The organism is Exiguobacterium sp. s160, assembly GCF_018617575.1.
Lineage (GTDB): Bacteria > Bacillota > Bacilli > Exiguobacteriales > Exiguobacteriaceae > Exiguobacterium > Exiguobacterium aestuarii_A.
Window position 1 is genome coordinate 68,726 of the sequence record NZ_JACSKK010000003.1, and the last position, 24,323, is coordinate 93,048.

The 24,323-nt window shown below is 50.9% G+C and carries 22 protein-coding genes and 1 other annotated feature; of the genes, 20 read left to right on the top strand and 2 right to left on the bottom strand.

The window, feature by feature from the left end; all coding sequences use genetic code 11:
• Positions 1-7: 7 nt before the first annotated feature.
• The 20 genes from sdhB (at position 8) to KNO86_RS08805 (ending at position 22,177) form a co-directional block, all read left to right on the top strand.
• Positions 8-796 carry a succinate dehydrogenase iron-sulfur subunit gene (gene sdhB, locus KNO86_RS08710; RefSeq protein WP_193343274.1) on the top strand — a complete coding sequence of 263 codons (789 nt, stop codon included), beginning with the start codon at positions 8-10 and terminating at the stop codon, positions 794-796.
• An 8-nt stretch (positions 797-804) separates the two neighbouring features.
• Positions 805-1,245, top strand: coding sequence for an acyl-CoA thioesterase (locus KNO86_RS08715; RefSeq protein ID WP_074032771.1), 441 nt, complete (start codon positions 805-807; stop codon positions 1,243-1,245).
• 74 nt (positions 1,246-1,319) lie between these two features.
• Positions 1,320-1,583 carry a phosphocarrier protein HPr gene (locus KNO86_RS08720; RefSeq protein ID WP_015881106.1) on the top strand — a complete coding sequence of 88 codons (264 nt, stop codon included), beginning with the start codon at positions 1,320-1,322 and terminating at the stop codon, positions 1,581-1,583.
• A 113-nt stretch (positions 1,584-1,696) separates the two neighbouring features.
• Positions 1,697-2,500, top strand: a complete 804-nt coding sequence (racE, locus tag KNO86_RS08725; RefSeq protein ID WP_214695254.1) for a glutamate racemase — start codon at positions 1,697-1,699, stop codon at positions 2,498-2,500.
• Positions 2,493-3,242: a ribonuclease PH gene (gene rph, locus KNO86_RS08730; RefSeq protein WP_214695256.1), complete on the top strand. Its 750-nt coding sequence runs from the start codon at positions 2,493-2,495 to the stop codon at positions 3,240-3,242. The genes racE and rph overlap by 8 nt, the downstream gene beginning before the upstream one ends.
• Complete coding sequence (locus tag KNO86_RS08735; protein WP_214695264.1) at positions 3,239-3,829, top strand: XTP/dITP diphosphatase; 591 nt, start codon at positions 3,239-3,241, stop codon at positions 3,827-3,829. The genes rph and KNO86_RS08735 overlap by 4 nt, the downstream gene beginning before the upstream one ends.
• Positions 3,830-3,834: 5 nt before the next feature.
• Complete coding sequence (locus tag KNO86_RS08740) at positions 3,835-4,347, top strand: metallophosphoesterase family protein (RefSeq protein ID WP_074032782.1); 513 nt, start codon at positions 3,835-3,837, stop codon at positions 4,345-4,347.
• A gap of 542 nt (positions 4,348-4,889) precedes the next feature.
• Positions 4,890-5,801, top strand: a complete 912-nt coding sequence (locus KNO86_RS08745; protein ID WP_214695266.1) for a hypothetical protein — start codon at positions 4,890-4,892, stop codon at positions 5,799-5,801.
• Positions 5,802-5,890: 89 nt separating this feature from the next.
• A complete protein-coding gene (gene tig / locus KNO86_RS08750; protein WP_214695268.1) occupies positions 5,891-7,183 on the top strand; it encodes a trigger factor in 1,293 nt (430 codons plus the stop codon).
• Between the two features lie 211 nt (positions 7,184-7,394).
• Positions 7,395-8,663 (top strand): ATP-dependent protease ATP-binding subunit ClpX, encoded by a 1,269-nt coding sequence (gene clpX / locus KNO86_RS08755; protein WP_015881113.1) that lies wholly within the window; start codon positions 7,395-7,397, stop codon positions 8,661-8,663.
• 73 nt (positions 8,664-8,736) lie between these two features.
• Positions 8,737-11,037, top strand: coding sequence for an endopeptidase La (lon, locus tag KNO86_RS08760; protein WP_214695270.1), 2,301 nt, complete (start codon positions 8,737-8,739; stop codon positions 11,035-11,037).
• Entirely contained in the window at positions 11,038-11,631 is a 594-nt protein-coding gene (gene yihA / locus KNO86_RS08765) for a ribosome biogenesis GTP-binding protein YihA/YsxC (RefSeq protein WP_074032795.1), read from the top strand.
• Positions 11,632-11,741: 110 nt separating this feature from the next.
• Positions 11,742-12,911 (top strand): AI-2E family transporter, encoded by a 1,170-nt coding sequence (locus KNO86_RS08770; protein ID WP_214695272.1) that lies wholly within the window; start codon positions 11,742-11,744, stop codon positions 12,909-12,911.
• Positions 12,912-13,095: 184 nt separating this feature from the next.
• Positions 13,096-14,442 (top strand): glutamyl-tRNA reductase, encoded by a 1,347-nt coding sequence (hemA, locus tag KNO86_RS08775; protein ID WP_214695274.1) that lies wholly within the window; start codon positions 13,096-13,098, stop codon positions 14,440-14,442.
• 53 nt (positions 14,443-14,495) lie between these two features.
• The gene (hemC, locus tag KNO86_RS08780; protein WP_214695276.1) at positions 14,496-15,413 is read left to right on the top strand and encodes a hydroxymethylbilane synthase; all 918 of its coding nucleotides are present in this window, start codon (positions 14,496-14,498) and stop codon (positions 15,411-15,413) included.
• Entirely contained in the window at positions 15,385-16,071 is a 687-nt protein-coding gene (locus tag KNO86_RS08785; RefSeq protein WP_353047690.1) for a uroporphyrinogen-III synthase, read from the top strand. The genes hemC and KNO86_RS08785 overlap by 29 nt, the downstream gene beginning before the upstream one ends.
• Positions 16,068-17,048 (top strand): porphobilinogen synthase, encoded by a 981-nt coding sequence (gene hemB, locus KNO86_RS08790; protein WP_214684739.1) that lies wholly within the window; start codon positions 16,068-16,070, stop codon positions 17,046-17,048. The genes KNO86_RS08785 and hemB overlap by 4 nt, the downstream gene beginning before the upstream one ends.
• On the top strand, positions 17,045-18,349 hold the full coding sequence (hemL, locus tag KNO86_RS08795) for a glutamate-1-semialdehyde 2,1-aminomutase (RefSeq protein ID WP_214695278.1): 1,305 nt from the start codon (positions 17,045-17,047) through the stop codon (positions 18,347-18,349). Before hemB ends, hemL begins: the two co-directional genes overlap by 4 nt.
• Before the next feature lie 47 nt (positions 18,350-18,396).
• Positions 18,397-18,620: a binding site (T-box leader), on the top strand.
• Between the two features lie 57 nt (positions 18,621-18,677).
• Positions 18,678-21,329 carry a valine--tRNA ligase gene (locus tag KNO86_RS08800; protein WP_214695286.1) on the top strand — a complete coding sequence of 884 codons (2,652 nt, stop codon included), beginning with the start codon at positions 18,678-18,680 and terminating at the stop codon, positions 21,327-21,329.
• 128 nt (positions 21,330-21,457) lie between these two features.
• Positions 21,458-22,177: a hypothetical protein gene (locus KNO86_RS08805; protein WP_214695288.1), complete on the top strand. Its 720-nt coding sequence runs from the start codon at positions 21,458-21,460 to the stop codon at positions 22,175-22,177.
• Positions 22,178-22,255: 78 nt separating this feature from the next.
• Here KNO86_RS08805 and KNO86_RS08810 read toward each other — a convergent pair whose 3' ends face one another.
• Both KNO86_RS08810 and KNO86_RS08815 read right to left on the bottom strand, forming a co-directional pair.
• Positions 22,256-22,711, bottom strand: a complete 456-nt coding sequence (locus KNO86_RS08810) for an ASCH domain-containing protein (RefSeq protein ID WP_214695612.1) — start codon at positions 22,709-22,711, stop codon at positions 22,256-22,258.
• 94 nt (positions 22,712-22,805) lie between these two features.
• Complete coding sequence (locus tag KNO86_RS08815; protein WP_214695290.1) at positions 22,806-24,242, bottom strand: protein adenylyltransferase SelO; 1,437 nt, start codon at positions 24,240-24,242, stop codon at positions 22,806-22,808.
• Between the last annotated feature and the right edge of the window lie 81 nt (positions 24,243-24,323).

Sequence of the window (24,323 nt, forward strand, 5' to 3'; positions counted from 1 at the left end):
GACGCCAATGCAATCTGAACAAAAAGACATCCGCTTCATCATTGAACGCCAAGATGGACCGGATCAAGCGACGTATACTGAAGAATTCACGGTGCCGTACCGTCCGAACATGAACGTGATCTCGGCATTGATGGAAATCCGCCGTAACCCGGTCAACGCGAACGGCGACAAGACGACACCGATCAACTGGGACATGAACTGTCTCGAGGAAGTATGTGGTGCCTGCTCGATGATCATCAACGGGAAGCCACGCCAATCGTGTACAGCGCTCGTCGATAAACTCGAGCAACCGATCCGCCTCGCGCCAATGAAGACGTTCCCGGTCATCCGTGACCTTCAAGTCGACCGTCAACGTATGTTCGACGCGTTGAAAAAAGTGAAGGCATGGGTTCCAATCGATGGAACGTATGACCTCGGTCCAGGACCGCGTATGCCAGAAAACAAACGTCAATGGGCATACGAGTTATCGAAATGTATGACATGTGGGGTTTGTCTTGAAGCGTGTCCGAACGTCAACGACAAGTCGGACTTCATCGGTCCAGCAGCGATTTCGCAAGTCCGTCTCTTCAACTCGCATCCAACAGGTGCCTTCCACGCGGAAGACCGCCTTGAAGCCCTTATGGAAGACGGCGGCATCATGCAGTGCGGAAACGCACAAAACTGTGTCGAAGTTTGCCCGAAAGGCATTCCGCTCACGACGTCTATCGCTTCGATGAACCGTCAAACGACGCTTCACTCGTTCAAACAGTTCTTCGGTAGTGACAAAGGTCGCACCGGTTCTGCGGTCGAGGCATAAGCGAGCCGATGACCAAGTACTTTCGAGAGCCAGGTTGGGAAACACGTGTCAAAGCAGGGGTCGCGCTCGATGTGAAAGTCCGCTTTTCGGAGTGCGATCCGTACGGTCACATGAACAACACGATCCCGTTCATCTATTTCGAAGATGCGCGAATTGAGTTGTTAGAAGCGACAGGATTCTCCTTGAAGGACGGGTTTGTCGTCGTCGCCGATGCGCAATGTGACTATGTTCGACAAGTCATGCCACGTCAACAGCTGACCGTGCATGCCAATATCTTGACGGTCGGAAACACTTCATGTGATATTCATTACGGGGCATATGACGGAGAACAACTCCTCTTCGCGGGACGAACGAGCCTCGTTCATTTGACGAAGGAAGGTCGTCCAACGGAATGGACTCCGGAATATAAAAACCGCTTGCAGAATTTTTGCGAATCCGCTATCATTTGATAATGAGTTCACAAACAAAAAATATTCTGCCGGTTCGCCTGTAGAATTGAATTTTGAAGGGAGACCATCATCTCATGGAAAAAACGTTCACAGTCGTTGCTGATTCAGGAATTCACGCTCGTCCAGCTACTCAGTTGGTTAACACAGCTTCTAAGTTCCAATCAGACATCAACCTCGAGTACAATGGTAAAACAGTTAACTTGAAGTCGATCATGGGTGTACTTTCACTCGGTATCGCAAAAGATTCTACAATCAAGATCACTGCTGAAGGTGAAGATGCAGAAGAAGCGATCAACACGCTTTCTGACATGCTCACTAGCGAAGGTCTTGCTCAGTAATTCGGGTAAGGGACGAGGCGCCACTGGCGACCTCGTCTTTTTTTGTCATGGGAACGTTTCTTTTTCCGTCTGATGTTTTTTGGTAAGATAGGTGAGAATGGAAGTGATGCAAAATGAAACGAGCGATTGGAGTCCTCGATTCAGGAGTCGGCGGGTTGACGGTAGTCAAAGAATTGATGCGCCAGCTCCCTAAAGAAGAAATTATCTATATCGGGGATACGGAACGCTGTCCATACGGACCGCGTCCGCACGATGAGATTGAAGCTTATACATGGGAACTCATTGAGTTTCTATTGAAGAAAGACGTCAAAATGATTGTCATCGCGTGTAACACGGCGACGGCGGTCGTTTTGAAAGAGGCGCGGAAACGCCTCGATATCCCGGTCATCGGTGTTATCGACCCAGGTGCCCGTGCGGCCGTCAAAGGGACGCGAAACAAACATATCGGAGTCATCGGTACGAAGATGACGATTGAGAGCGCTTCGTATGAGAAGGCGCTTCGTCACGTGGCTGGTGAGGTCGACGTGTACTCACTCGCTTGCCCGCCTTTTGTCCCGCTCGTCGAAGCGGGGGACGTGTCGGGAGACCGCGTCCATCAAATTGTGGAAGAGACGCTGCGTCCGCTACAATCTTCCGAGATGGATACACTCATTCTCGGTTGTACGCACTATCCGATTCTTGCGCCTGTCATCCAGGACGTGGTCGGACCGAACGTGCACCTCATCTCGTCGGGTGACGAGACGGCGCTTGAAGTCGCAGCGATGCTTGATTATCAAGAGCTTGAGAACGGATTAGATACTGTCCCATCCCATGCCTTTTATGCGACGGGGGATATTGAACTGTTTGACCGACTAGCGAGCGAATGGCTCGGTCGTCCGGTCCATGCGGAGAAAGTCGAGGTGACCGGCATTGCGTGATACGAGACGATTTGATGAATTACGAACAGTCGAAATCGTACCTCATGTGAATAAGCATGCGGAAGGGTCTGTCCTCATTTCGATTGGTGATACGAAAGTGATTTGTACAGCGACTGTCGAAGAACGTGTTCCGAACTTCCTTCGCGGGAAGAAGCAAGGCTGGATCAATGCCGAGTATGCGATGTTGCCACGTGCGACAGGTGACCGGACTGTCCGAGAAGCGGTACGTGGGAAGCAATCGGGTCGAACGATGGAGATTCAGCGTCTCATCGCCCGATCACTCCGCTCGGTCGTAGACTTGGAACGTCTTGGCGAACGAACGATTTGGATTGACTGTGACGTCATCCAAGCGGATGGTGGTACGCGTACGGCATCCATCACGGGTGGTTTTTGTGCCCTAGTCCTCGCCGTCGACCGGTTAATTCGTCAAGGGAAGCTCGACGATACACCGATCAAAGAAGGCGTCGCGGCCATCTCGGTCGGACGGACCGATGAACTCGTTCTCGACTTGGACTATATGGAAGATGCGGCGGCTGAGGTTGACATGAACGTCGTCATGACGGCGAGCGGTCGTTTCGTCGAAGTACAGGGGACAGGTGAAGAGGCGACGTTCACGCTTCAAGAGATGAACGAGATGCTTGCGCTCGCGCAACACGGAATCGAATCATTATTCAAGACGGCTGAAGAGGCACTCGGTGCTTCTTGGTGGTACGTCGGAGAATGTTCGGAGGAGACATTATGAAGTTGATCATTGCGACACACAATCCTGGAAAAGTGAAAGAACTAGAAGGGATGTTGACACCGCTCGGATTCGAGGTCGAGTCACTACTCGACTATCCGGATGCGCCGGAAACAGATGAGACAGGGACGACATTTGAAGAAAATGCAGCGTTAAAAGCGACGGAAGCGGCTGCCTATTTCGGGCATGCTGTTCTCGCGGACGACTCCGGTCTTGAAGTTGACGCGCTCGACGGGGCACCTGGTGTATATTCAGCTCGCTTCGCCGGTCCTGAAAAGTCGGATGAGGCGAACAATGCGCTTCTTCTTGAAAAGTTGAACGGCGAAACGAATCGCGTGGCCCGCTTCGTCTGTGCCCTCTGCCTAGCGAAACCGACAGGAGAGACGTTGACCGTTCGCGGAACGATTGAAGGGACAATCGGCTATTCTCCACGTGGCGAGAACGGTTTCGGATACGACCCACTCTTTATCGTCCCATCGCTCCACAAGACAGCGGCTGAACTAGAACGTGAAGAAAAAGCGGTCGTCAGTCACCGTGGACAGGCATTACGAAAACTGGAGGCAGAAATCATTCCATTCATGAAAGGATGAAGCTTATGCGTTTTCTAATAGTGAGTGATAGTCATGGTCTGACGGAAGAATTGACAACGATTTTTGAACGACACGAGGCGGAGATTGATGACGCGTTCCATTGCGGCGATTCACAACTCGCACTTGTCGATGAACATCTATTGCCGTATCGAACGGTCCGTGGGAATTGTGATTTTGGTGGAGACCTTCCGCTCGAACGAATCGAGACGACAGATGCCGGTACGATCCTCATCGTCCACGGGCATCATCACGACGTCAAATTCGACTTGAATCGGCTGCGTTACCGGGCTGAAGAAGTCGGCGCGAACGTCGTCTTGTTCGGTCACTCGCATGTGGCGGGTGCTTTAATCGAGGATGGGGTCGTCTACATCAACCCCGGTTCGATTCGTATGCCACGGGGACGTTCGGACAAAACGTATGCGCTTCTTGACCTAGAAAACGGGGAAGCGGCGGTACGTTTTTATCGCTCGGAAGACGGTTCTCACGTCGAAGATTTGGACATCGCAGGAAAACTATGAGTTTCGAATGGGAAATCGATTGACAGGAAACCATTTTTCTATTATAGTTTTCATGTCAATGTCCCAATAGCTCAGCAGGATAGAGCAACGGCCTTCAAGACAAATAGGAGCCTTTATAGGGAAACAGAAACCTATAAAGTGGACGACACTATATCGGTGAAGCCTTAACAGATGATGCTGATGGTAATACCGAGGAAACTCATTCCCGCTTGATCGGGTCGAGTTGATTCGAATGTCTATGAAGATAGAGGTAGAGTCAACGGAGGAGCATCGTGCTCGTGAGGTTCCGTAGAGACTACACGTGTCGCACCTGAAACGGTGAAGATATAGTCCAGACTACAAACAACACGATGTTGGTGACGAAAGTCATGGTGGTAAGCTAAGCCGTCGGTCGGGGGTTCGAATCCCTCTTGGGACGCTTCCATTAAAATAGAGACGCTCTCTACGGAGAACGTCTCTTTTTTCATTTTCCGGGAAATCGATTGACAAGGAATCGCGTCCTAACGGAAGATGAAAGGGAATGGAAGAGAGGGTGAGGGAAGATGGAGAAGGAAAAGGACCAGGACTATCCGTTCCCCGGGAATTGGTCGCGTCTGCATAAGATGATTCAAGAAGCAGATGCCTCTGGGGAACGACAGCGGATCGAACCGATTTTATGGGATTGGTATCAGGCGATTCCGGGTGACCCGTTTATTTTCATGGAAATCTTCCAATGTGCGATGGAAAAACCGGACGACCCGGAAACGCTCGAGAAGTTGCAGGAACTCGTCGCCATCCAGATGGCGGAAGCGGAAGAACCGGCTTCGGGCGGATTACAGATTGCGCAGTATTACATCATGCGGGACCAGCCGTTTGAAGCGGCGCACTGGATCAACCAGTATCTCGAATGGCAAGACAAAAAAGATACGGTCAACACACAGGCACATCAAGTGCTTCAAGTGTTGAAGATGACGGAGTTTCCGGCGGCAATCGCCAAATTGAAACGGACGTTGACGCGCGGCAGTACAGGGGAACAAATCGAGGCGTTGCAACATGTTCATTTCAATATCGATTCGGTGCTCGACAATGTGCTGCATGAGCTACTCGTATCCAAGCGACCGAAGCTCGTCAAATTAATCGTGTTAGAGAAGGCTTTTGCCGAACTTGCGGTCATCAAGTGGTCGGATGGGGATTCGACGAACGAGATGTCGCAAATGGAGGCAACATCGCAAATCGAGACGTGGGAGAAGACTGTCCTAGCGCTTCAAAAATCAGTTGAGGGCGATGAGATCGGAACTCAGTTGTTGATGAACTATATGTACACGCATTATCCGTATGTGCCGGCCGAAAAAGCGGACGTGGAACAGGCGCTCGTACAGGCGAAACAAGCGATTTTGCATGACGAGGCAGTCGACGGTTTGGCAGCTGCGATTTTAGAGGCGGATCTGCGCTTCACACAGGCGTTATTAGACTAAATCCTTGTGTGCATACCGAGGATTTATGCTATAATACGGATTGTTGTACATTTTTGTACGGTATAAACGAATTGTTGGAGGGACTTAGCATGACAGCAAAATGGGAAAAAACATCAGGTAGCCAAGGCGTACTCACGTACGAAGCTCCTGCAGAAGCTTTTGATAAAGCAGTTGACGCCGCATTTAAAACAGTCGTCAAAGACTTGAACGTGCCTGGCTTCCGTAAAGGTAAATTGCCACGCCCAATGTTCAACAAAATGTATGGAGAAGAAGCACTCTATCAAGATGCGCTCGACATTCTCTACCGCGACACAATCCAAGGTGCGGTTGAAGAAGCTGGTTTCGAACCAATCGCGCTCGAAAACATCGATGTAGACGGCACGCTCGAGAAAGGCAAACCAGTCGCTTTCAAAGTGACATTCGTGGTTGAGCCAGAAGCTGAGCTTGGCGAATACAAAGGCCTCGAGTACGAAGCTGTTTCAACTGAAGTAACAGAAGACGAAGTAACAGCAGAACTCGAAGCACTTCAACAGCAAGGCGCAGAACTCGCTGTTAAAGAAGGTGCAATCGAAAACGGCGATACAGCTGTATTTGATTTCGCAGGTTTCGCTGACGGTGAGCAGTTCGAAGGCGGCACAGCTGAGAACTACACACTCGAAATCGGTTCTGGTCAATTCATCCCAGGATTCGAAGAGCAGATGATCGGCATGACTGCTGGTGAAGAAAAAGACGTTGAAGTAACATTCCCTGAAGAGTACCACGCTGAAAACTTAGCGGGTAAACCAGCGACATTCAAAGTCAAACTTCACGAAGTGAAAACAAAACAAGTTCCTGAACTCGACGACGAGTTCGCAAAAGACATCGACGAGTCTGTTTCGACACTCGACGAGTTGAAAGCGAGCATCCGTGAGCGTTTAGAAGCTGGTAAGAAACAAGAAGCTGAAGGTACAATGCGCGACCAACTCGTTGAGCAGGCAACTGCTAACGCGACAATCGACGTACCACAAGTTCTCGTTGACCAAGAAGTAGACCGCATGGTACAAGAGTTCGGTTCACGTGTATCTTCACAAGGAATCGACCTTAACATGTACTTCGAACTCACTGGTACTTCTGAAGAAGCAATGCGCGAAGAGATGAAAGAGCAAGCTGAAGAGCGCGTTAAAGCTCGTCTCGTCTTGAAAGCAATCGCTGACAAAGAAGCAATCGAAGTATCTGACGAAGATGCTGAGAAAGAGCTTGAAGAAATGTCTAAACTTTACAACATCGCACCGGATCAACTCCGTACGATGCTCGCTCCACAAGGCGGTCTTGAGACACTTAAAGGTGACCTCAAATTCCGTAAAGCGATCGACATCCTCGTTGAAAACGGTAAAGCGAAGTAAGTTGATTTTTAGTGGGACGACTGCCTAGCGGTCGTCCTTTTTTCTGTCACAACACTTTGGATGTGTAATTCTTTGAAGTCGCAATATGTTCATGCTACAATTATTTCAACGCAGAGATGTAAAATGTCTTTTCGCGGTGCATCGCACCAGAAAATACAAATCGCGATTTATCGCACTTACATCCATTTTCACCACAGAAGGGGTGTATCGAATGTTCAAATTTAACGAGGAAAAGGGGCAACTCAAGTGCTCGTTTTGCGGAAAATCGCAAGAACAAGTTCGTAAGTTAGTCGCCGGACCAGGCGTATACATTTGCGATGAGTGTATCGAACTTTGCAATGAAATCGTTGAGGAAGAGCTCGGTGTAGAGGAAGAAGTCGAATTCAAAGACATTCCGAAACCACAAGAGATTCGTAACATTCTAGACGATTATGTCATTGGACAAGACCGCGCAAAACGTGCGCTTTCAGTAGCTGTCTATAACCACTATAAACGAATCAACGCCGGCGGCCGTTCAGATGATGTCGAACTCGCGAAGTCGAACATCGTCATGATCGGACCAACTGGTAGCGGGAAGACGCTTCTCGCCCAGACGATGGCTCGCGTCTTGAACGTCCCATTCGCAATCGCGGATGCGACGAGCTTGACGGAAGCGGGTTACGTCGGTGAAGACGTCGAAAATATCTTGCTCAAATTGATCCAATCAGCTGACTACGATGTCGAGAAGGCTGAAAAAGGAATCATCTATATTGATGAGATCGATAAGATTGCTCGTAAGTCTGAAAACCCATCGATTACGCGTGACGTATCTGGTGAAGGCGTTCAGCAGGCACTCCTTAAAATTCTTGAAGGCACGACAGCGAGCGTACCGCCACAAGGTGGACGTAAGCATCCGCATCAAGAATTCATCCAAATCGATACGACAAACATTCTCTTCATCGTCGGCGGAGCATTCGCCGGGATTGAATCGGTCGTCAAACGCCGAATCGGGAAGAAAGTCATCGGTTTCGGAAACGATCAAGAGAATCGCGAGTTGACGCAAGAAGACTTGCTCGCCCGCGCACTTCCTGAAGACCTTCAAAAATTCGGTTTGATTCCTGAGTTCATCGGTCGTTTGCCAGTCATGGCGACGCTCACGACACTCGATGAGGAAGCACTCGTTGAAATCTTGACGAAGCCGAAAAATGCCCTCGTTCGTCAGTACGAGAAAATGCTCGAGCTTGACGATGTCGAATTGACGTTCACAGACGAGGCATTGATCGAAATCGCCAAACTTGCGATCAAACGTAAGACTGGCGCGCGCGGTCTCCGCTCGATTATCGAAGAAATGATGCTCGATGTGATGTTCACCGTCCCATCGCGTGACGATATCGAGAAAGTCATCATCACAGATGAAACGATTACGGGTCTTGCCGGTCCGAAATACGTCCTTCGTGATGGTACTGTCGAACAGACAGGGGACAACAAAGAGACAGCATAATTTGTTAACGAAGAAGGCTCAAACACTCGGCACACTCCGAGTTTTGGGCCTTTTTGCACAGGAGGCGTTGTAGATGGAAAAATTACCAATCCTTCCGTTGCGAGGAGTCGTCGTATATCCGCTCATCGGTGTGACAATCGATGTCGGACGCCCGTTATCACTTCGGGCGCTCCTTGCTGCAAAGGAGCATGAGACGGATTTAATTGTCGTCACTCAAAAAGAAACCGGGAACGAATCACCAGAACCGGAAGACTTGTACACGGTTGGAACGCGTGTCCATATCGCCAAGATGAGCGAATTGTCGAACGAGACGATCCGGGTTCGCATCGTCGGGAAAGAGCGTGTCCGCGTCGACTCGGTCGAATCGACGGATGAAGGCTGGTTCGCCAACGTCGAACCACTTGAACTCGCTGAAGGGGAAGAAGTCGAACGTACGGCGCTCGTCCGTCTGTTGAAAGAGCAGTTCGGAAAACTTGTCGCCAACATTAAAGGCATGTCCCCGGACGAACGTCGTCGTTTCGAAATGTATGAGCGGCTCGAGTCGCTTACGGACTATATCACGTCGAAACTCGATGTCGATGTCGAACTTCGTCAAGCGATGCTCGAAGAAGCAGATGCGGTCAAACGAGGGCTTGAACTGCTTGAAATCATCGCACACGAGGTGGAAGTGATCGAACTCGAGCAAGAGATGCGCGAGCGGACGAAGAAGTCGATTGAGCAGTCGCAGCGCGAGTATTACTTACGGGAACAGATGAAGACGATTCAACAAGAGCTCGGTGACCAGACGCAAGAGTCTGAGCCGAACCGCCTCCGCGAGAAGTTAGAGGCGCTCGACTTGCCAGAGACGACTCGGAAGAACGTCATGCGTGAAGCAGAGCGATTGAACGTCGTCCCACAAACGTCGCCGGAGTATGCGGTCATCCGTAACTACCTTGACTGGGTCGCATCCCTTCCATGGGGCATCGAGACGGAAGACAAGCTCGATGTGAAACACGCAGCAGACGTCCTTGACGATGACCATTACGGTTTAGAGTCAGTAAAAGACCGAATCCTTGAATACTTGGCTGTCCGTCAGTTGACGAACTCGCTTCGTGGACCAATCCTTTGTCTCGCCGGACCTCCAGGGGTCGGGAAGACGTCGCTCGCCCGTTCTATCGCCTCGGCGCTTGAACGTCACTTCGTTCGTGTCTCACTTGGTGGGGTACGCGATGAGGCAGAAATCCGTGGTCACCGCCGGACGTATATCGGCGCGATGCCAGGACGTGTCATCCGCGGGTTGAAGCAAGCGGAAAGCAAGAACCCCGTCTTCTTACTCGATGAAATCGACAAGATGGCTTCTGACTTCAGAGGAGACCCAGCGTCGGCGATGCTCGAAGTACTCGACCCAGAGCAAAACGTATCGTTCTCGGACCACTACATCGAAGAACCGTTCGATTTATCGAACGTCCTCTTCATCGCGACAGCGAACGACGTCTCGCAAATTCCGGCACCGCTCCTTGACCGGATGGAACTCATCCAAATCGGTGGGTATACGGAGCTCGAAAAAGTCGAAATCGCGAAGCGTCACTTAGTGCCGAAACAGTTGAAAGAGCACGGATTGAAGAAAAGCCAATTGACGATCAAAGAAGATGCGCTCTATGAAGTCGTACGCCGCTACACACGTGAAGCGGGTGTCCGAAACTTAGAACGCGTCATCGGTTCGCTCTGCCGTAAAGCAGCGAAACAAATCGCAATCGGTGAGAAGAAACGGGTCACGATTTCGAAGAAAGCCATCATCACGTATCTCGGAAAACCGAAGTATCGTTACGGAAAAGGGGAGACCGAGGATTCAATCGGTGCAGTGACAGGTCTTGCTTACACGGCGTTCGGTGGAGACACGCTCACAATCGAAGTGGCGCTCGCACCAGGGAAAGGCAAACTTCAGTTGACGGGTAAACTCGGTGACGTGATGCAGGAGTCGGCACAGACGGCATATAGCTATGTCCGTGCGAATGCGGAGCGGTTCGGGATTGACCCGACGTTTTATGAGCGACAAGACATCCATATCCACGTTCCGGAAGGTGCCGTACCGAAAGACGGACCTTCGGCCGGGATCACGATTGCGACAGCACTCATTTCTGCGTTGACCGGAAAAAAAGTCCATCGCGATGTCGGGATGACGGGGGAAATCACACTTCGTGGACGCGTCTTACCGATTGGTGGATTGAAAGAAAAAGCGCTCGCCGCTCATCGGGCCGGGTTGACGACCATCGTCATTCCGAAAGATAATGAGCGAGACATCGATGACATTCAAGAAACGGTGCGTGAGAAACTGACGTTCGTTCCCGTGACGACACTCGATGAAGTACTAGATGTAGCATTTGGAGGAAATTAAATGAAAATCAACAAAGCAGAATTCGTGACGAGTGCCGTCGCGCCAGACCATTATCCGGTCCATGAGTTGCCGGAAGTGGCGCTTGCCGGACGGTCGAACGTCGGGAAGTCGTCGTTCATCAATAAGATTTGCCAACGGAAGGCGCTCGCACGTACGTCTTCAAAACCAGGAAAGACTCAGACCCTCAACTTCTTCAACATCAATGATGAAATCATGTTCGTTGACGTTCCAGGATACGGTTATGCGAAAGTATCGAAGACGGAACGTGAGAAGTGGGGCGTCATGATGGAGCAATATTTGACGAGCCAAGAGGCGCTTCGCGGCGTCGTCTTACTCGTCGATATCCGTCATGAACCGACGGGTGACGATGTGACGATGTACAACTTCTTGAAGCACTATGACATTCCTGTCATCGTCGTAGCAACGAAGCTCGATAAAATCAAGAAGAGCCAGCGTCAAAAGCACGAGGCAGCAGTAAAACGTAAGCTTCAGTTCGATCCATCTGACCGTTTCGTCGCTTTCTCAGCCGAAACAGCAGAAGGAAAAGACGACGCATGGAAAGCGATTTATGCACTCATCACGGAAGGTGAATGAAGTATGGGCGAAGGGATTCCTTCGCCTTTTTGTTTTTCTCATCCCGCAATCGGGTAATTATCGTATAATCATAGTTAGTACATAGTCATAATCGTAAACGAGGTGGAGAAATGCAGCGCATGTTTGAAAACAAATGGTACCGCGCCCTCTTTTGGACGCTGACCATCTTTTTAGTCATTTGGGTCGGAACAGAGATCTCATTCGTGTTTGAACCGATTCAAGTTATTTTGGCACTTGTCACGGTCCCACTCATTGTGGCCGGGCTCTTCTTTTATTTCTTGGTCGGCATCGTCGACTTTTTAGAAAAACGGTTGAAAGGGAAACGGGCACTTGCGGTCGCGATGACATTGATCGGTCTCGTGCTCATCTTTACCATCGTCTTCAGTATTCTCGGACCGGTCCTTGCTGAACAGGTCACGTCGCTCATCAATGCGATGCCAAGTATCGCAAAAGAGCTCCAACAGCAGGCGTTCGCCGTCCGAGATACATTGATGCAAAATGAATTTTTGTCACGCTTCATGGCTGAGAATGACGAGATTTTCCGCAATTTGACGACAAATATTACGTCCTACTTAGGAGAATTATTTGGAAACATCGCTTCGTCATTCGGTCAAGTCGTCGGATTCGTGACGTCAGCGGTCATCACAATCGTCGTCATCCCGTTTATGCTTCTCTACATGTTGCTTGATGGGAAACGTCTGCCGGACGCCATCGTCAAATTGCTTCCATCGAGCTATGAGAAAGAGACGCGCCACATTCTGCACGACATGCACGAGACGGTGCGAAGCTACGTCAACGCACAATTGCTCGTTGCGTTTTTCATTGGTATTACATCTCTCATTGGGCTGTTGATTGTTGGTATTGACTACGCCATTCTACTTGCCCTTTTCATGATGGTGACGAATATCATTCCATACGTCGGACCGTTCTTAGGTGCTATTCCAGCTGTCATCGTGGCGTTCATTCAAGATCCGATTAAAGTCATCTGGGTCATCGTCGTGGTGATTATCGTCCAGCAGATTGAATCGAACGTCATTTCACCACTTATTCAAGGAAAATCTTTGAAAGTCCACCCACTCACGATCATTATCGTCTTGCTCGTGGCTGGAAATTTGGCTGGGATTATCGGGATGCTTATTGCAGTACCTACGTATGCGGTCGCAAAAACAGTTGTCCAGAATATCGTTCGTATCTATAAATTAAAGGAGCGCGAACAATATTTAGACAAAGAAGAGACGGAAAGTTCTATCATTACGGATTTAAACTCATCAGATTCATAAGAGGAAGGGTAGAAATGGGGTTTCGCCATTTCTACTTCTTTTTGTCACAAAAAGTTCTTATTTTATTTCAGGAAAATCAAACAGAAGATTATAGTTACCAGATAAGAACTGTTATAATGTACGGTAGAGATTGAAAAAAAGAAGAGACAACCGTCGGTGGATTTTAGATGAGGGGAAGAGATACATGCATATTGTCGTCGTTGGACTAAATAACAAGACAGCCCCTGTCGCGATTCGGGAGCAATTCTCGTTTGGGGAGCAAGAAATCGTGGATGCGATGATTGCACTTCGCGAAGAGAAGAGCATTTTCGAGTCGGTTATTTTGTCTACGTGTAACCGAACGGAGCTGTACGTCGTGACAGATCAACTCCATACTGGACGTTATTACACGAAACGTTTCTTGGCGAACTGGTTCAACCTAGAGATGGAGCAGTTCACACCATACTTGTCGATTCGAGAAGGGGAAGAGGCGATTCGTCACTTATTCCGTGTCACATCGGGCCTCGACTCAATGATCATCGGGGAAACACAAATTTTAGGTCAGGTGAAGACGAGTTTCTTCCGTGCCCAAGAGCATGGAACGACAGGAACGGTCTTCAACAAATTATTCAAAGAAGCGGTCACACTCGCCAAGCGCGCCCATACGGACACGCAAATTGGGGAAATGTCTGTATCGGTCAGTTCGGCTGCCGTGACGCTGGCGCAAGAGATGTATCAACAGCTCGAAGACAAACAAGTCGTCGTCGTCGGAGCCGGTGAAACGGGTGAACTGACAACACTCAACTTGTTCGAGGCTGGTGCCAAACAGATTGCGGTCTTCAACCGGACGGAGAGCAAGGCAAAAGCTGTTGCAGATAAGTTCAAAGGTCGTGCCCATTCGATTCGTGAAATCGCATGTGGCTTACTCGATGCGGATATTTTGATCAGTTCGACCGGGGCGAAAGACGCCGTCATCGGATATGACGATGTGGCAGCGGCACAATTGTTGCGCCGTGAACGCCCACTTCTTCTCATTGACATTGCTGTGCCGCGAGATATCGATCCAGCGGTCGCGACACTTCCAGGTGTTCATTTGTTCGATGTCGATGATTTGAATGGAATCGTCAACAAGAATCTCGAAGCTCGTCTCCTCGAGGCCGAGAAGATTGAGATGAAGATCGATGAAGCGATTCAAGAGTTCCAAACATGGCTCGTCACGCTCGGTGTCGTACCAATCATGAACGAGTTGCGCGCCCGTGCCCTTGATATTCAAGAAGACACGATGACGAGTCTAGAGCGTAAGCTCGATCACTTGTCGGCGCGCGACAAGAAAGTCATCGGGAAGCACATGAAGTCCATCATCAACCAGATGCTTCGTGACCCGATTGACTACATTAAAGATGCAGCGGCACAGCCGGACGCAAACGTTCGAATTTCCCAGTTTGTCGAGACGTTCGGACTCGATGTCGAGTTACCAGAACAGCCGGTAGACGAAGTGGAAGAAACAGATGCCACTTCTGCCAAAGCACCACTTCGCGCATTGATGCGCTAACAAGATATAAAAGGCGACATGTGTCGCCTTTTTCTATGAAGGAGAGACTCAACATGCGAAAAATCATCGTCGGCTCACGCCGTTCCCAACTCGCCATGACTCAAACGAAATGGGTCATCGAGCAATTGAAACAAGCCGGAGCACAAAACGAGTTCGAGATTAAAGAAATCGTGACGAAAGGGGACCAAATCGTCGATGTACAATTGTCAAAAGTCGGCGGGAAAGGTCTATTCGTCAAAGAGATTCAACAACAGATGCTCGACGGGGACATCGACTTCGCCGTCCACAGCATGAAGGACGTTCCAGCCGAACTTCCGGAAGAACTCTATATCAGCTGCATGCCAAAACGTGTCGACGCACGTGACGTCCTCATCTGCGAGAACGGCTACACGTTCGAGACGCTTCCAAAAGGTTCGATCGTCGGAACGAGCTCCCTCCGTCGTGGGGCACAGATTTTAGCGGCACGTCCCGACCTTGAGATTCAATGGATCCGCGGAAACATCGACACACGTCTGAAGAAATTGGATTCGGAGAACTACAACGCCATCTTGCTCGCAAAAGCCGGGCTCGAACGGATGGGGTGGACGGACCGTGTCGATTTCGAAGCGCTTGACCCAGACGTCATGGTACCTGCTGTCGGACAAGGCGTACTCGCGATCGAGAGTCGTAAAAATGATGCAGAAGTCACGGCAGTGCTTCAACTGTTACATGATGATGTGACGGCAAAAGCCGCGACAGCGGAACGGACTTTCTTAAAAGCCATCGAGGGAAGCTGTCACGTCCCGGTCGGCGGTTACGCGACGGTCGACGGTGACGAAGTGACGCTCACGGGCCTCATCGCGTCAGTGGACGGGAAAGAAGTACTTCGCGTGACGAAAACGTCAACGGACGGGGTCGCACTCGGAATGGACGTCGCAGAAGAATTGCTTGGACGTGGCGGGCGTGAAATCCTCGCCTCGGTCAATGAGTGACGTCTGGTACACGGGAACGAAACGAATGACCGCTTCGCAACGGGCGCTGCTCGAGGCGAGCGGTCTTTCCGTTCATCATGTCCCGCTCATTCAGACGAGAGAGACGCACGTCCCACCACCCGTGGAGAGATTCGACTGGCTCGTCGTCACGAGCCAGAACGCGGTGCCCGCGCTTCGAAATCTGACGCGTGATGTCAAGGTCGCTGCTGTCGGTGAGAAGACGAAGCGGGCGCTTGAAGCGGAAGGGTTTACCGTCTCGCTCATGCCGGAGACGTATACGGGTGAGGCACTCTTTGAGCAGTTACGCGATGTCGTTTCCGCCGATGAGGTCGTCTTGTTCGCGCGTGGCAATTTGGCGAACACGAAGCACATGACGATGCTCTCTCACGTGCAGGACTGGGTCGTTTACGAGACGATTCCGTTGCCACTGACATCGGCGCAACAGCAACAACTCGAGACCGTGAAGGCACTGCTCGTCTTGAGCCCGTCGGCCGTCGAGGCGCTCACACCGCACTTGTCCCGCTTCACCGGGACGTGGTACGCCATCGGCGAAGTGACGGAACGTGCCGTCCGACAAGTGTCGACGTTACCGGTACGAGTGCCAGAATGTTATACTATGGATGCATTAATACAGTGTGTAGGGGAGGATTTTTCATGAACCAGTTTGACCGTCACCGTCGTCTTCGCTCATCGAAGTCGATGCGTGCCCTCGTACGTGAAAATCATGTTCGGAAAGAAGATTTGATTTACCCACTCTTCATCATTGAAGGGACTAACATTAAACGTGAAGTCAGCTCGATGCCTGGCGTCTTTAATTATTCACTTGACCGACTCGAAGAAGAAATCAAAGAAATCGTCGACCTCGGTCTCCAATCCGTGCTCTTGTTCGGCGTGCCGGAACATAAAGACCCGGAAGGCAGTGAAGCGTATCATGACCACGGCATCGTCCAAGAAGCGATCCGTAAAGTGAAAGAGTGGGCGCCACAGCTCACGGTCATTGCCGATACGTGCCTATGTGAATATACGTCTACAGGTCACTGTGGCCTCGTGAAGGACGGGGACGTCGATAACGACGCATCGCTTCCACTTCACGTCCAGACAGCCATCACGCAAGCACAAGCGGGTGCCGATATCATCGCACCGAGCTCGATGATGGACGGATTCGTCACAGCCATCCGTGAAGGTCTCGACCAAAACGGATTCAGCCACATCCCAATCATGAGCTATGGCGTGAAATATGCGTCAGCGTATTACGGACCGTTCCGAGACGCTGCCCAATCGGCTCCAGGGGAAGGCGACCGTAAAGGCTATCAGATGGACCCGGCGAACCGTCGTGAGGCGTTCCGCGAGTCACAATCTGACGTCGAACAAGGTGCCGACTTTATGATTGTCAAACCGGCTCTCGCGTTCATGGACATCATCCGTGATATGCGTGACTCACTCGATATGCCAATCGTGGCGTATAACGTGAGCGGAGAGTACGCGATGATCAAAGCCGCATCACTCAACGACTGGGTCGATGAAGAACGCATCGTCATGGAGACGATGGTAGGATTCAAACGTGCCGGTGCAGATCTCATCGTCACGTATTTCGCAAAAGACGTCTGTCGCTATTTGGAAGGAGACTACGCATGACATACAACCAAACGCGCTCACAAGAAGCGTTCGAACAAGCCCGCCCACTCATGCCAGGCGGCGTCAACAGTCCGGTCCGTGCCTACAAATCGGTCGGTATGACGCCGATCTTCGCCGAACGTGGTGAAGGTTCACGCGTCTATGACATCGATGGCAACGAGTATATCGATTACGTCCTCTCATGGGGACCCCTCATCCTCGGTCACCGTGACCCTGTCGTCACGAAAGCGATTCAAGAACAAGCTGAAAAAGGCTGGACGTTCGGGACGCCGACCGAGCTCGAGACGAAGATGGCAGAACTCGTCATCGACCGCGTCCCATCAATCGAGATGGTCCGCATGGTCAACTCGGGTACGGAAGCGACGATGGCGGCACTTCGCCTCGCGCGCGGCTATACAGGGAAGACGAAGATCTTGAAGTTCGAAGGATGCTACCACGGACACGGCGACTCGCTTCTCATTAAAGCCGGTTCTGGTGTCGCAACACTCGGTCTCCCGGACTCACCAGGTGTACCGAAAGAGCTCGCGAGCCACACGCTCACCGTTCCTTACAACGACTTGGACGCAGTCCGCGTCGCGTTTGAGAAATACGGTGACGACCTCGCTGGTGTCATCGTCGAACCGGCTGCTGGAAACATGGGCTTCGTGCCACCACAACCAGGGTTCCTCAAAGGACTCCGTGAAATCACGGAACAAAACGGCGCGCTTCTCATCTTTGATGAGGTCATGACGGGCTTCCGTGTCGGGTACAACTGTGCACAAGGATACTTCGGTGTCACACCGGACCTCACGTGTCTCGGTAAGGTTATCGGCGGTGGACTTCCGGTCGGCGCTTACGGTGGAAAACGTGAAATCATGGAACAGATCGCACCGCAAGGTCCGATCTATCAAGCGGGTACGCTCTCGGGTAACCCACTCGCGATGATTGCTGGTTACACGACACTCTCGCAACTCAAACCGGAGCACTATGCGGAGTTCGAGCGTAAAGCAGACCGTCTCGCGGAAGGTTTCACGCAAGCTGGTGAGAAATACAACATCCCGCACGACACGAACCGTGCCGGCTCGATGTTTGGCTTCTTCTTCACGAATGAGAAAGTGACGAACTTCGAAAAAGCGAAATCGGCGAACCTCGAGATGTTCCGTTCGTACTATCAGAAGATGGCAGCGCGCGGCGTATTCTTGCCACCGTCACAGTTCGAAGGATTGTTCCTATCGACGGCACATACGGATGAGGATATCGAGAAGACGATTGCAGCGGTCGAAGCGACGTTTAAAGAGCTTCAAGAAGAGTTTTCACTCTAATCTTGACTGCTGACGTTTCTGTCGCTACAATTATTTAACAGATACGATGAAAAGCATTGATGAGGAGTAGTACGCATCATCCATTCCTTTTTTAGAGACGCGACCGCTTGGTGAAAGGTTGCGAGGGATGGACGCGGAAGTCGCCTCGGAGCTGACTTTCTGAATGGAGTAAGAAAGTTCGGTCCATCGACCGTTATTCGATTTTGAGTGCGCCACTTGTTGGCGAACTAAGGTGGTACCGCGGAAGATCACGGCTTCTTTCGTCCTTAGCGTATAGGACGAGAGAAGCCGTTTTTGTGTTCATTAAGATATAGAGGAGGCGCCACACATGGCCCATGAGACAAACGAAATCACCATGCCGACGAAGTACGACCCAAGTGCGACGGAGTCAAAATGGTACGACTACTGGTTAGAGAACGATGTATTTAAAGCAGATGAGGACGATTCGAAACAACCGTACACAATCGTCATCCCACCACCGAACGTTACGGGGAAACTTCACCTCGGTCACGCTTGGGACACGACGCTCCAAGATTTGTTGACGCGCCTCAAGCGCATGCAAGGTTATGACGTGCTCTGGCTCCCAGGGATGGACCACGCCGGCATCGCGACTCAGGCGAAAGTCGAACAAAAGCTCCGTGAAGAAGGCGTGATGCGTTACGACCTCGGACGTGAGAAGTTCCTCGAGAAGACGTGGGAATGGAAAGACGAGTACGCGAAGACGATTCGCGACCAATGGTCTAAGCTCGGTCTCGGTCTCGACTATTCACGTGAACGCTTCACACTCGATGAAGGGCTCTCAAAAGCCGTTCAAGAAGTATTCGTTCGCTTGTATGAAAAAGGCTTAATCTACCGTGGCGAATATATCGTCAACTGGGACCCGGCTCAAAAGACGGCAGTTTCGGATATCGAGGTTATTTACCAAGAAGTCGAGGGTGCGTTCTATCACATGAAGTATCCACTCGCTGACGGCTCAGGTCACATCGAGATCGCGACGACACGTCCAGAGACGATGCTCGGCGATACAGCGGTTGCCGTCAACCCGAAAGATGAGCGTTACACACACCTCATCGGTAAGACGATCATGCTTCCGGTCATGAACCGTGAGATTCCGATCGTTGCGGACGACTATGTGGACATGGAGTTCGGTACAGGTTGCGTAAAAATCACGCCAGCCCATGACCCGAACGACTTTGAAATCGGAAACCGTCACGAACTTCCACGCATCCTCGTCATGGACGAAGGCGGGAAGATGAACGAGAACGCGGGCATTTACGAAGGGCTTGATCGCTTCGAATGCCGCAAGCAACTCGTCAAAGACTTAGAGGCGGACGGCACACTCGTGAAGATTGAGCCGCACACGCACTCGGTCGGTCACTCAGAGCGTTCAGGCGCAGTCATCGAGCCATACCTTTCGAAACAATGGTTCGTTGACATGGAGCCACTCTCTAAAGCAGCACTCGAAGCACAAGGAAACGACGACACGAAAGTCAACTTCGTCCCAGAGCGCTTCGAAGGCACATACCTCCGTTGGATGGAGAACATCCGCGACTGGTGTATCAGCCGTCAACTTTGGTGGGGCCACCGCATCCCGGCTTGGTATCATAACGAGACAGGCGAAGTGTATGTAGGAAAAGAAGCACCGGCGGACAGTGAGAACTGGACACAAGACGAGGACGTTCTCGACACATGGTTCTCGTCAGCGCTTTGGCCGTTCTCAACGATGGGCTGGCCGGATACGGACGCACCGGACTTCAACCGTTACTTCCCGACGAGCGCGCTCGTTACGGGATACGACATCATCTTCTTCTGGGTATCACGCATGATCTTCCAATCACTCGAGTTCACAGGGAAACAACCGTTCAACGATGTCCTCATCCACGGTCTCATCCGTGACTCGGAAGGGCGCAAGATGTCGAAATCACTCGGTAACGGCGTTGACCCGATGGAAGTCATCGACCAGTACGGAGCGGATTCACTCCGTTGGTTCCTCCTCACAGGTTCGACACCAGGGAACGACCTTCGTTTCTATTGGGAGAAGATCGAGTCGACATGGAACTTCTCGAACAAGATTTGGAACGCGAGCCGTTTCGCTCTCATGAACATGGATGGACTCAAAGTGGAAGAAATCGACCTCACGGGCGAGAAGACGCTTGCTGACAAGTGGATTTTGACACGCTTGAACGATACGATCGACCAAGTGACACGCCTCGTCGACAAGTACGAGTTCGGTGAAGCCGGTCGTTACCTGTACAACTTCATCTGGGAAGAGTTCTGTAACTGGTACATCGAGATGGCGAAACTCACGCTCTATGGTGAGGACGAAGCAGCGAAGCACACGACACGTTCGGTCCTCGCGCATACGCTCGATTCAATCATGCGTCTCATGCATCCGTTCATGCCGTTCCTCACAGAGGAAATCTGGCAGCACTTGCCGCACGAAGGCGATTCAATCGTTCGTGCAAGCTACCCAACGCGTCGTGACGACCTTCACTTCGCCGATTCAGTTCCAGCGTTTGAAGCTGTGATGAACGTCATCCGCTCAGTTCGTAACATCCGTGCAGAAGTGAACGCACCGATGTCAAAACCAATCCAGCTCTTCATCTCGACGAGCGACGATGCGACGCAAGGTTACTTGAGCGCGAACGAAATGACGATCGGCAAGTTCACGAACGCGACAGAGCTTGAAATCGGACGTGGCCTCACGGCTCCGGACAAGTCGATGTCCGCGATCATGACGGGAGCGGAGCTCTTCATCCCGCTCGCAGACCTCATCAACTTCGAAGAAGAAATCGCGCGTCTTGAAAAAGAAGTGGCGAAGTATGAGAAAGAAGTCGAGCGCGTACAGAAGAAACTCGGAAACCAAGGCTTCATCGCCAAGGCACCGGCTCACGTCATCGACGAAGAAAAAGCAAAAGAAAAAGACTACCTCGACAAGCGTGACGCGGTCCGCGCCCGTTTGGAAGAGTTGCGTAAGTAAGACCATGACCTTCTTTGGAGATTAATTCTCTGAAGAAGGTTTTTTCGTGTTTTGGTAGAATTTGGAGAGGTAGATGTAGATAAGGGGATACGAGATGAAAACGAATCGGGTTAATGTGTGTTCTTGTATTGGGGCTGACTGGATGTACGACATCAGAAGAGAAAGAGGTCGGTACAGATATAGAGAAAATTGAAATGAGTGAGGAGTCCAAAGCACTCACGAGTGAATGGGTCGGCACGCTCATTGAAGACGTACCAAAAGGGACCGAATCGTTAGCAGATGCGGTAGTTCATCAAATCACGCTTCAATATCAAGATGGATCGGAAGGTCACCTTTCCACAAAGGACGTCATCTATGAGGCGACAGTTGGAGACATCGGATTGGTAGCGATGGCTCATCCTAACCAAACACCTTCCTTCGGTGTCTATCACTATTCACGGGACGGGGAATGGGTCATGCATGGGATGAAGCACTTTGGAATCACTGACGCTTCCGAAAAAAGAAGCCACGGTTTGTCACTCCCAGAAGATTCGATGTATACGATTGATAGTGAAATCGATGACGTGGAACGACCGGTAAAATTGTGGACGTTCTATGATGAGTCGCAACTGGTCACCATTTTGATGACCGATGCATTCAGTGTAGGCGACGGTGAGAGAATCAATCGTCAGACGGATGGAGTGGAGTATGGTCGATTGAATCAGCCGAGCGGCAATGGAATCTACTTCATCAGTCAAGACAAACTAATTCTCGTGACGGGAAACATCTCGGAAGAAGAACTGTTGACACTAGCTGATTCTTTACCGGAACCTTCGTCCGTATCGTTCCCTTTCGATGATTCAGAGTAAAACAAGACCCGAGCGTCGAGCGACGTTCGGGTTGTTATCAAAAGAATGGTCCTCACTCGAAGTCATTTTTACGTTCAATCACTCTTTCGCATAGAATCGGTCCACTACTTTAAATCGTTCACAGACAATATTCATATTTGGTGCAAAAGATATTTGATACGAACCGAGTAGCTCACTAAAGAATCGCTCATGAATGTCCCACCATTCTTTGTATGTTCCTTCACCTTCAGCTAATGCGAACGCTTCAGATACCTCATTCATCGCCTGAATCGTGACTTCGGTCGTTTGAATGATGGCCAAGGGTTGATCTGCTTCGTCGAGAACGATGGCGTACTGTCCGACGTAGGGGAGCGGTTCATTCTCAATCTCGTAAAGGATATGCGCGGAACATGTAGCGGTCTTCTTTCCAGAGACGACGAGTTCTGCTAGTCCATTTGCGTCATCACCAAACTGAAACGCTTCCACTTCAGACGGCGGATGAGCTTCACGTTTTTTCCAATATTGATTCCAATAGGCGAGTGTCTTTTCGTTCATCATCATCATCATTTCCTTTCACATTTGAACACTCCTTATTACGTAAGAATGAGAAAGAAGTTTCAAAAAAACCATCTCGCGAATGCGAAATGGTTCATGTGCCACAAAACGTTTGGTACGGATACGTCCGCGGTGGACCTGCTGATACGTACTCAGACGGTTGGTCGTAGTTATAAGGGTCACGCAAAATCGTGAGTAGCGCCTCGGTCGGGCCGAAGTCGCCTCGTTCTGCTGCTTGGATTGCTTTCTCGACGTGATGATTACGTGGAATGACGGCCGGGTTGTATTGGCGCATGATTCTACTGACGTCCTCATCCGGAAGACCTTGTTCGTTTAGGCGTTTTTGCCAAGCATCAATCCACGCCTTCCCACCTTCACGAGTTGCGAATGGGAGCGAATCGATCTCTCCGAGCGTCAACGAGCGGAACGTATTCGTATAATCTGCTTCTGTCTCCATCATCAAGCGGAGCAGTTCATCGTTGAGTGCATCGTCACCGTCTTTTCGGACGTATATGCCGATCTTATGCGTGAGTCCGGTAAAGTAGGCTTCTTTATACAACTCCGTATAGCGTGTGAGTTGTTTGTTTGCCACATCGACTGCTTCTTCTTTCGTCTCCCCAAGCAGCGGCAGCAATGTCTCTGCGAGTCGGGCAAGGTTCCAAGACCCGATGTACGGTTGATTTCCGTAGGCGTATCGTCCTTCTCGGTCGATCGAGCTGAAGACCGTCTCCGGGTGGTACGTATCCATGAACGCGCACGGTCCGTAATCGAGACCTTCTCCACTGATGAACATATTGTCCGTATTCATCACGCCGTGAATGAACCCGACGAGTTGCCAGTTGGCGATGAGTCTCGCCTGTCTTTCGACGACGCGTCCAAGGAACTGTTCGTAGCGATCGGGTGCATCGATGAAGTCTGGGTCGTGACGTTTGATTGCAAACTCCGCGAGCGCGATGACGTCATCGATGGAGCCGGCACCTGCCGCGAATTGAAACGTTCCGACACGCAAGTGACTCGAGGCGACCCGGGTCAGGATGGCTCCGTGCTTTGGACCTTGACGCATGATGGCTTCCCCGGTCTGAACGACAGCGAGTGCACGGTTCGTCGGGATGCCAAGCGCGTGCATCGCCTCGCTGATGATGAACTCTCGTACCATGGGACCGAGTGCGGCCCGACCGTCACCACCTCTCGAGTACTCCGTCGGTCCGGATCCTTTGAGCTGTACATCGACACGTTTCCCGTTCGGAGTCACGTGTTCCCCAAGCATGAGGGCCCTTCCGTCCCCGAGCATCGTCAAGTTGCCGAATTGATGTCCGGCGTAGGCTTGCGAGAACGACGTCTCGGTTTGACGATTGCCGGCAAGTAAATCGATGTCTTGTTTGAGTGTTTGTGCATCAAGCCCGAGTGAGGCGGCTAATGGATCGTTAAACAAGACAAGTGTTGGATTGTCGACCGGATGGATGGGTCCACGGTCGTAAAAGATGTCACGTAGTTCGAGGTACGTCGCCTCGAAGTTCCGATCAGTTGTCATGGCGCATGCCTCCTTCTTCGCTTCGAGTATAGCACAGACTGTTTTCCATAACGGCTGTCGTGAATTTTGATAAGATGAAAC

Coding starts and splice junctions, on each gene's coding strand:
- sdhB (WP_193343274.1), top strand. CDS start 8: ATGCAATCTGAACAAAAAGACATCCGCTTCATCATTGAACGCCAAGAT.
- KNO86_RS08715 (WP_074032771.1), top strand. CDS start 805: ATGACCAAGTACTTTCGAGAGCCAGGTTGGGAAACACGTGTCAAAGCA.
- KNO86_RS08720 (WP_015881106.1), top strand. CDS start 1,320: ATGGAAAAAACGTTCACAGTCGTTGCTGATTCAGGAATTCACGCTCGT.
- racE (WP_214695254.1), top strand. CDS start 1,697: ATGAAACGAGCGATTGGAGTCCTCGATTCAGGAGTCGGCGGGTTGACG.
- KNO86_RS08735 (WP_214695264.1), top strand. CDS start 3,239: ATGAAGTTGATCATTGCGACACACAATCCTGGAAAAGTGAAAGAACTA.
- KNO86_RS08740 (WP_074032782.1), top strand. CDS start 3,835: ATGCGTTTTCTAATAGTGAGTGATAGTCATGGTCTGACGGAAGAATTG.
- KNO86_RS08745 (WP_214695266.1), top strand. CDS start 4,890: ATGGAGAAGGAAAAGGACCAGGACTATCCGTTCCCCGGGAATTGGTCG.
- tig (WP_214695268.1), top strand. CDS start 5,891: ATGACAGCAAAATGGGAAAAAACATCAGGTAGCCAAGGCGTACTCACG.
- clpX (WP_015881113.1), top strand. CDS start 7,395: ATGTTCAAATTTAACGAGGAAAAGGGGCAACTCAAGTGCTCGTTTTGC.
- lon (WP_214695270.1), top strand. CDS start 8,737: ATGGAAAAATTACCAATCCTTCCGTTGCGAGGAGTCGTCGTATATCCG.
- yihA (WP_074032795.1), top strand. CDS start 11,038: ATGAAAATCAACAAAGCAGAATTCGTGACGAGTGCCGTCGCGCCAGAC.
- KNO86_RS08770 (WP_214695272.1), top strand. CDS start 11,742: ATGCAGCGCATGTTTGAAAACAAATGGTACCGCGCCCTCTTTTGGACG.
- hemA (WP_214695274.1), top strand. CDS start 13,096: ATGCATATTGTCGTCGTTGGACTAAATAACAAGACAGCCCCTGTCGCG.
- hemC (WP_214695276.1), top strand. CDS start 14,496: ATGCGAAAAATCATCGTCGGCTCACGCCGTTCCCAACTCGCCATGACT.
- hemB (WP_214684739.1), top strand. CDS start 16,068: ATGAACCAGTTTGACCGTCACCGTCGTCTTCGCTCATCGAAGTCGATG.
- hemL (WP_214695278.1), top strand. CDS start 17,045: ATGACATACAACCAAACGCGCTCACAAGAAGCGTTCGAACAAGCCCGC.
- KNO86_RS08800 (WP_214695286.1), top strand. CDS start 18,678: ATGGCCCATGAGACAAACGAAATCACCATGCCGACGAAGTACGACCCA.
- KNO86_RS08810 (WP_214695612.1), bottom strand. CDS start 22,711: ATGAACGAAAAGACACTCGCCTATTGGAATCAATATTGGAAAAAACGT.
- KNO86_RS08815 (WP_214695290.1), bottom strand. CDS start 24,242: ATGACAACTGATCGGAACTTCGAGGCGACGTACCTCGAACTACGTGAC.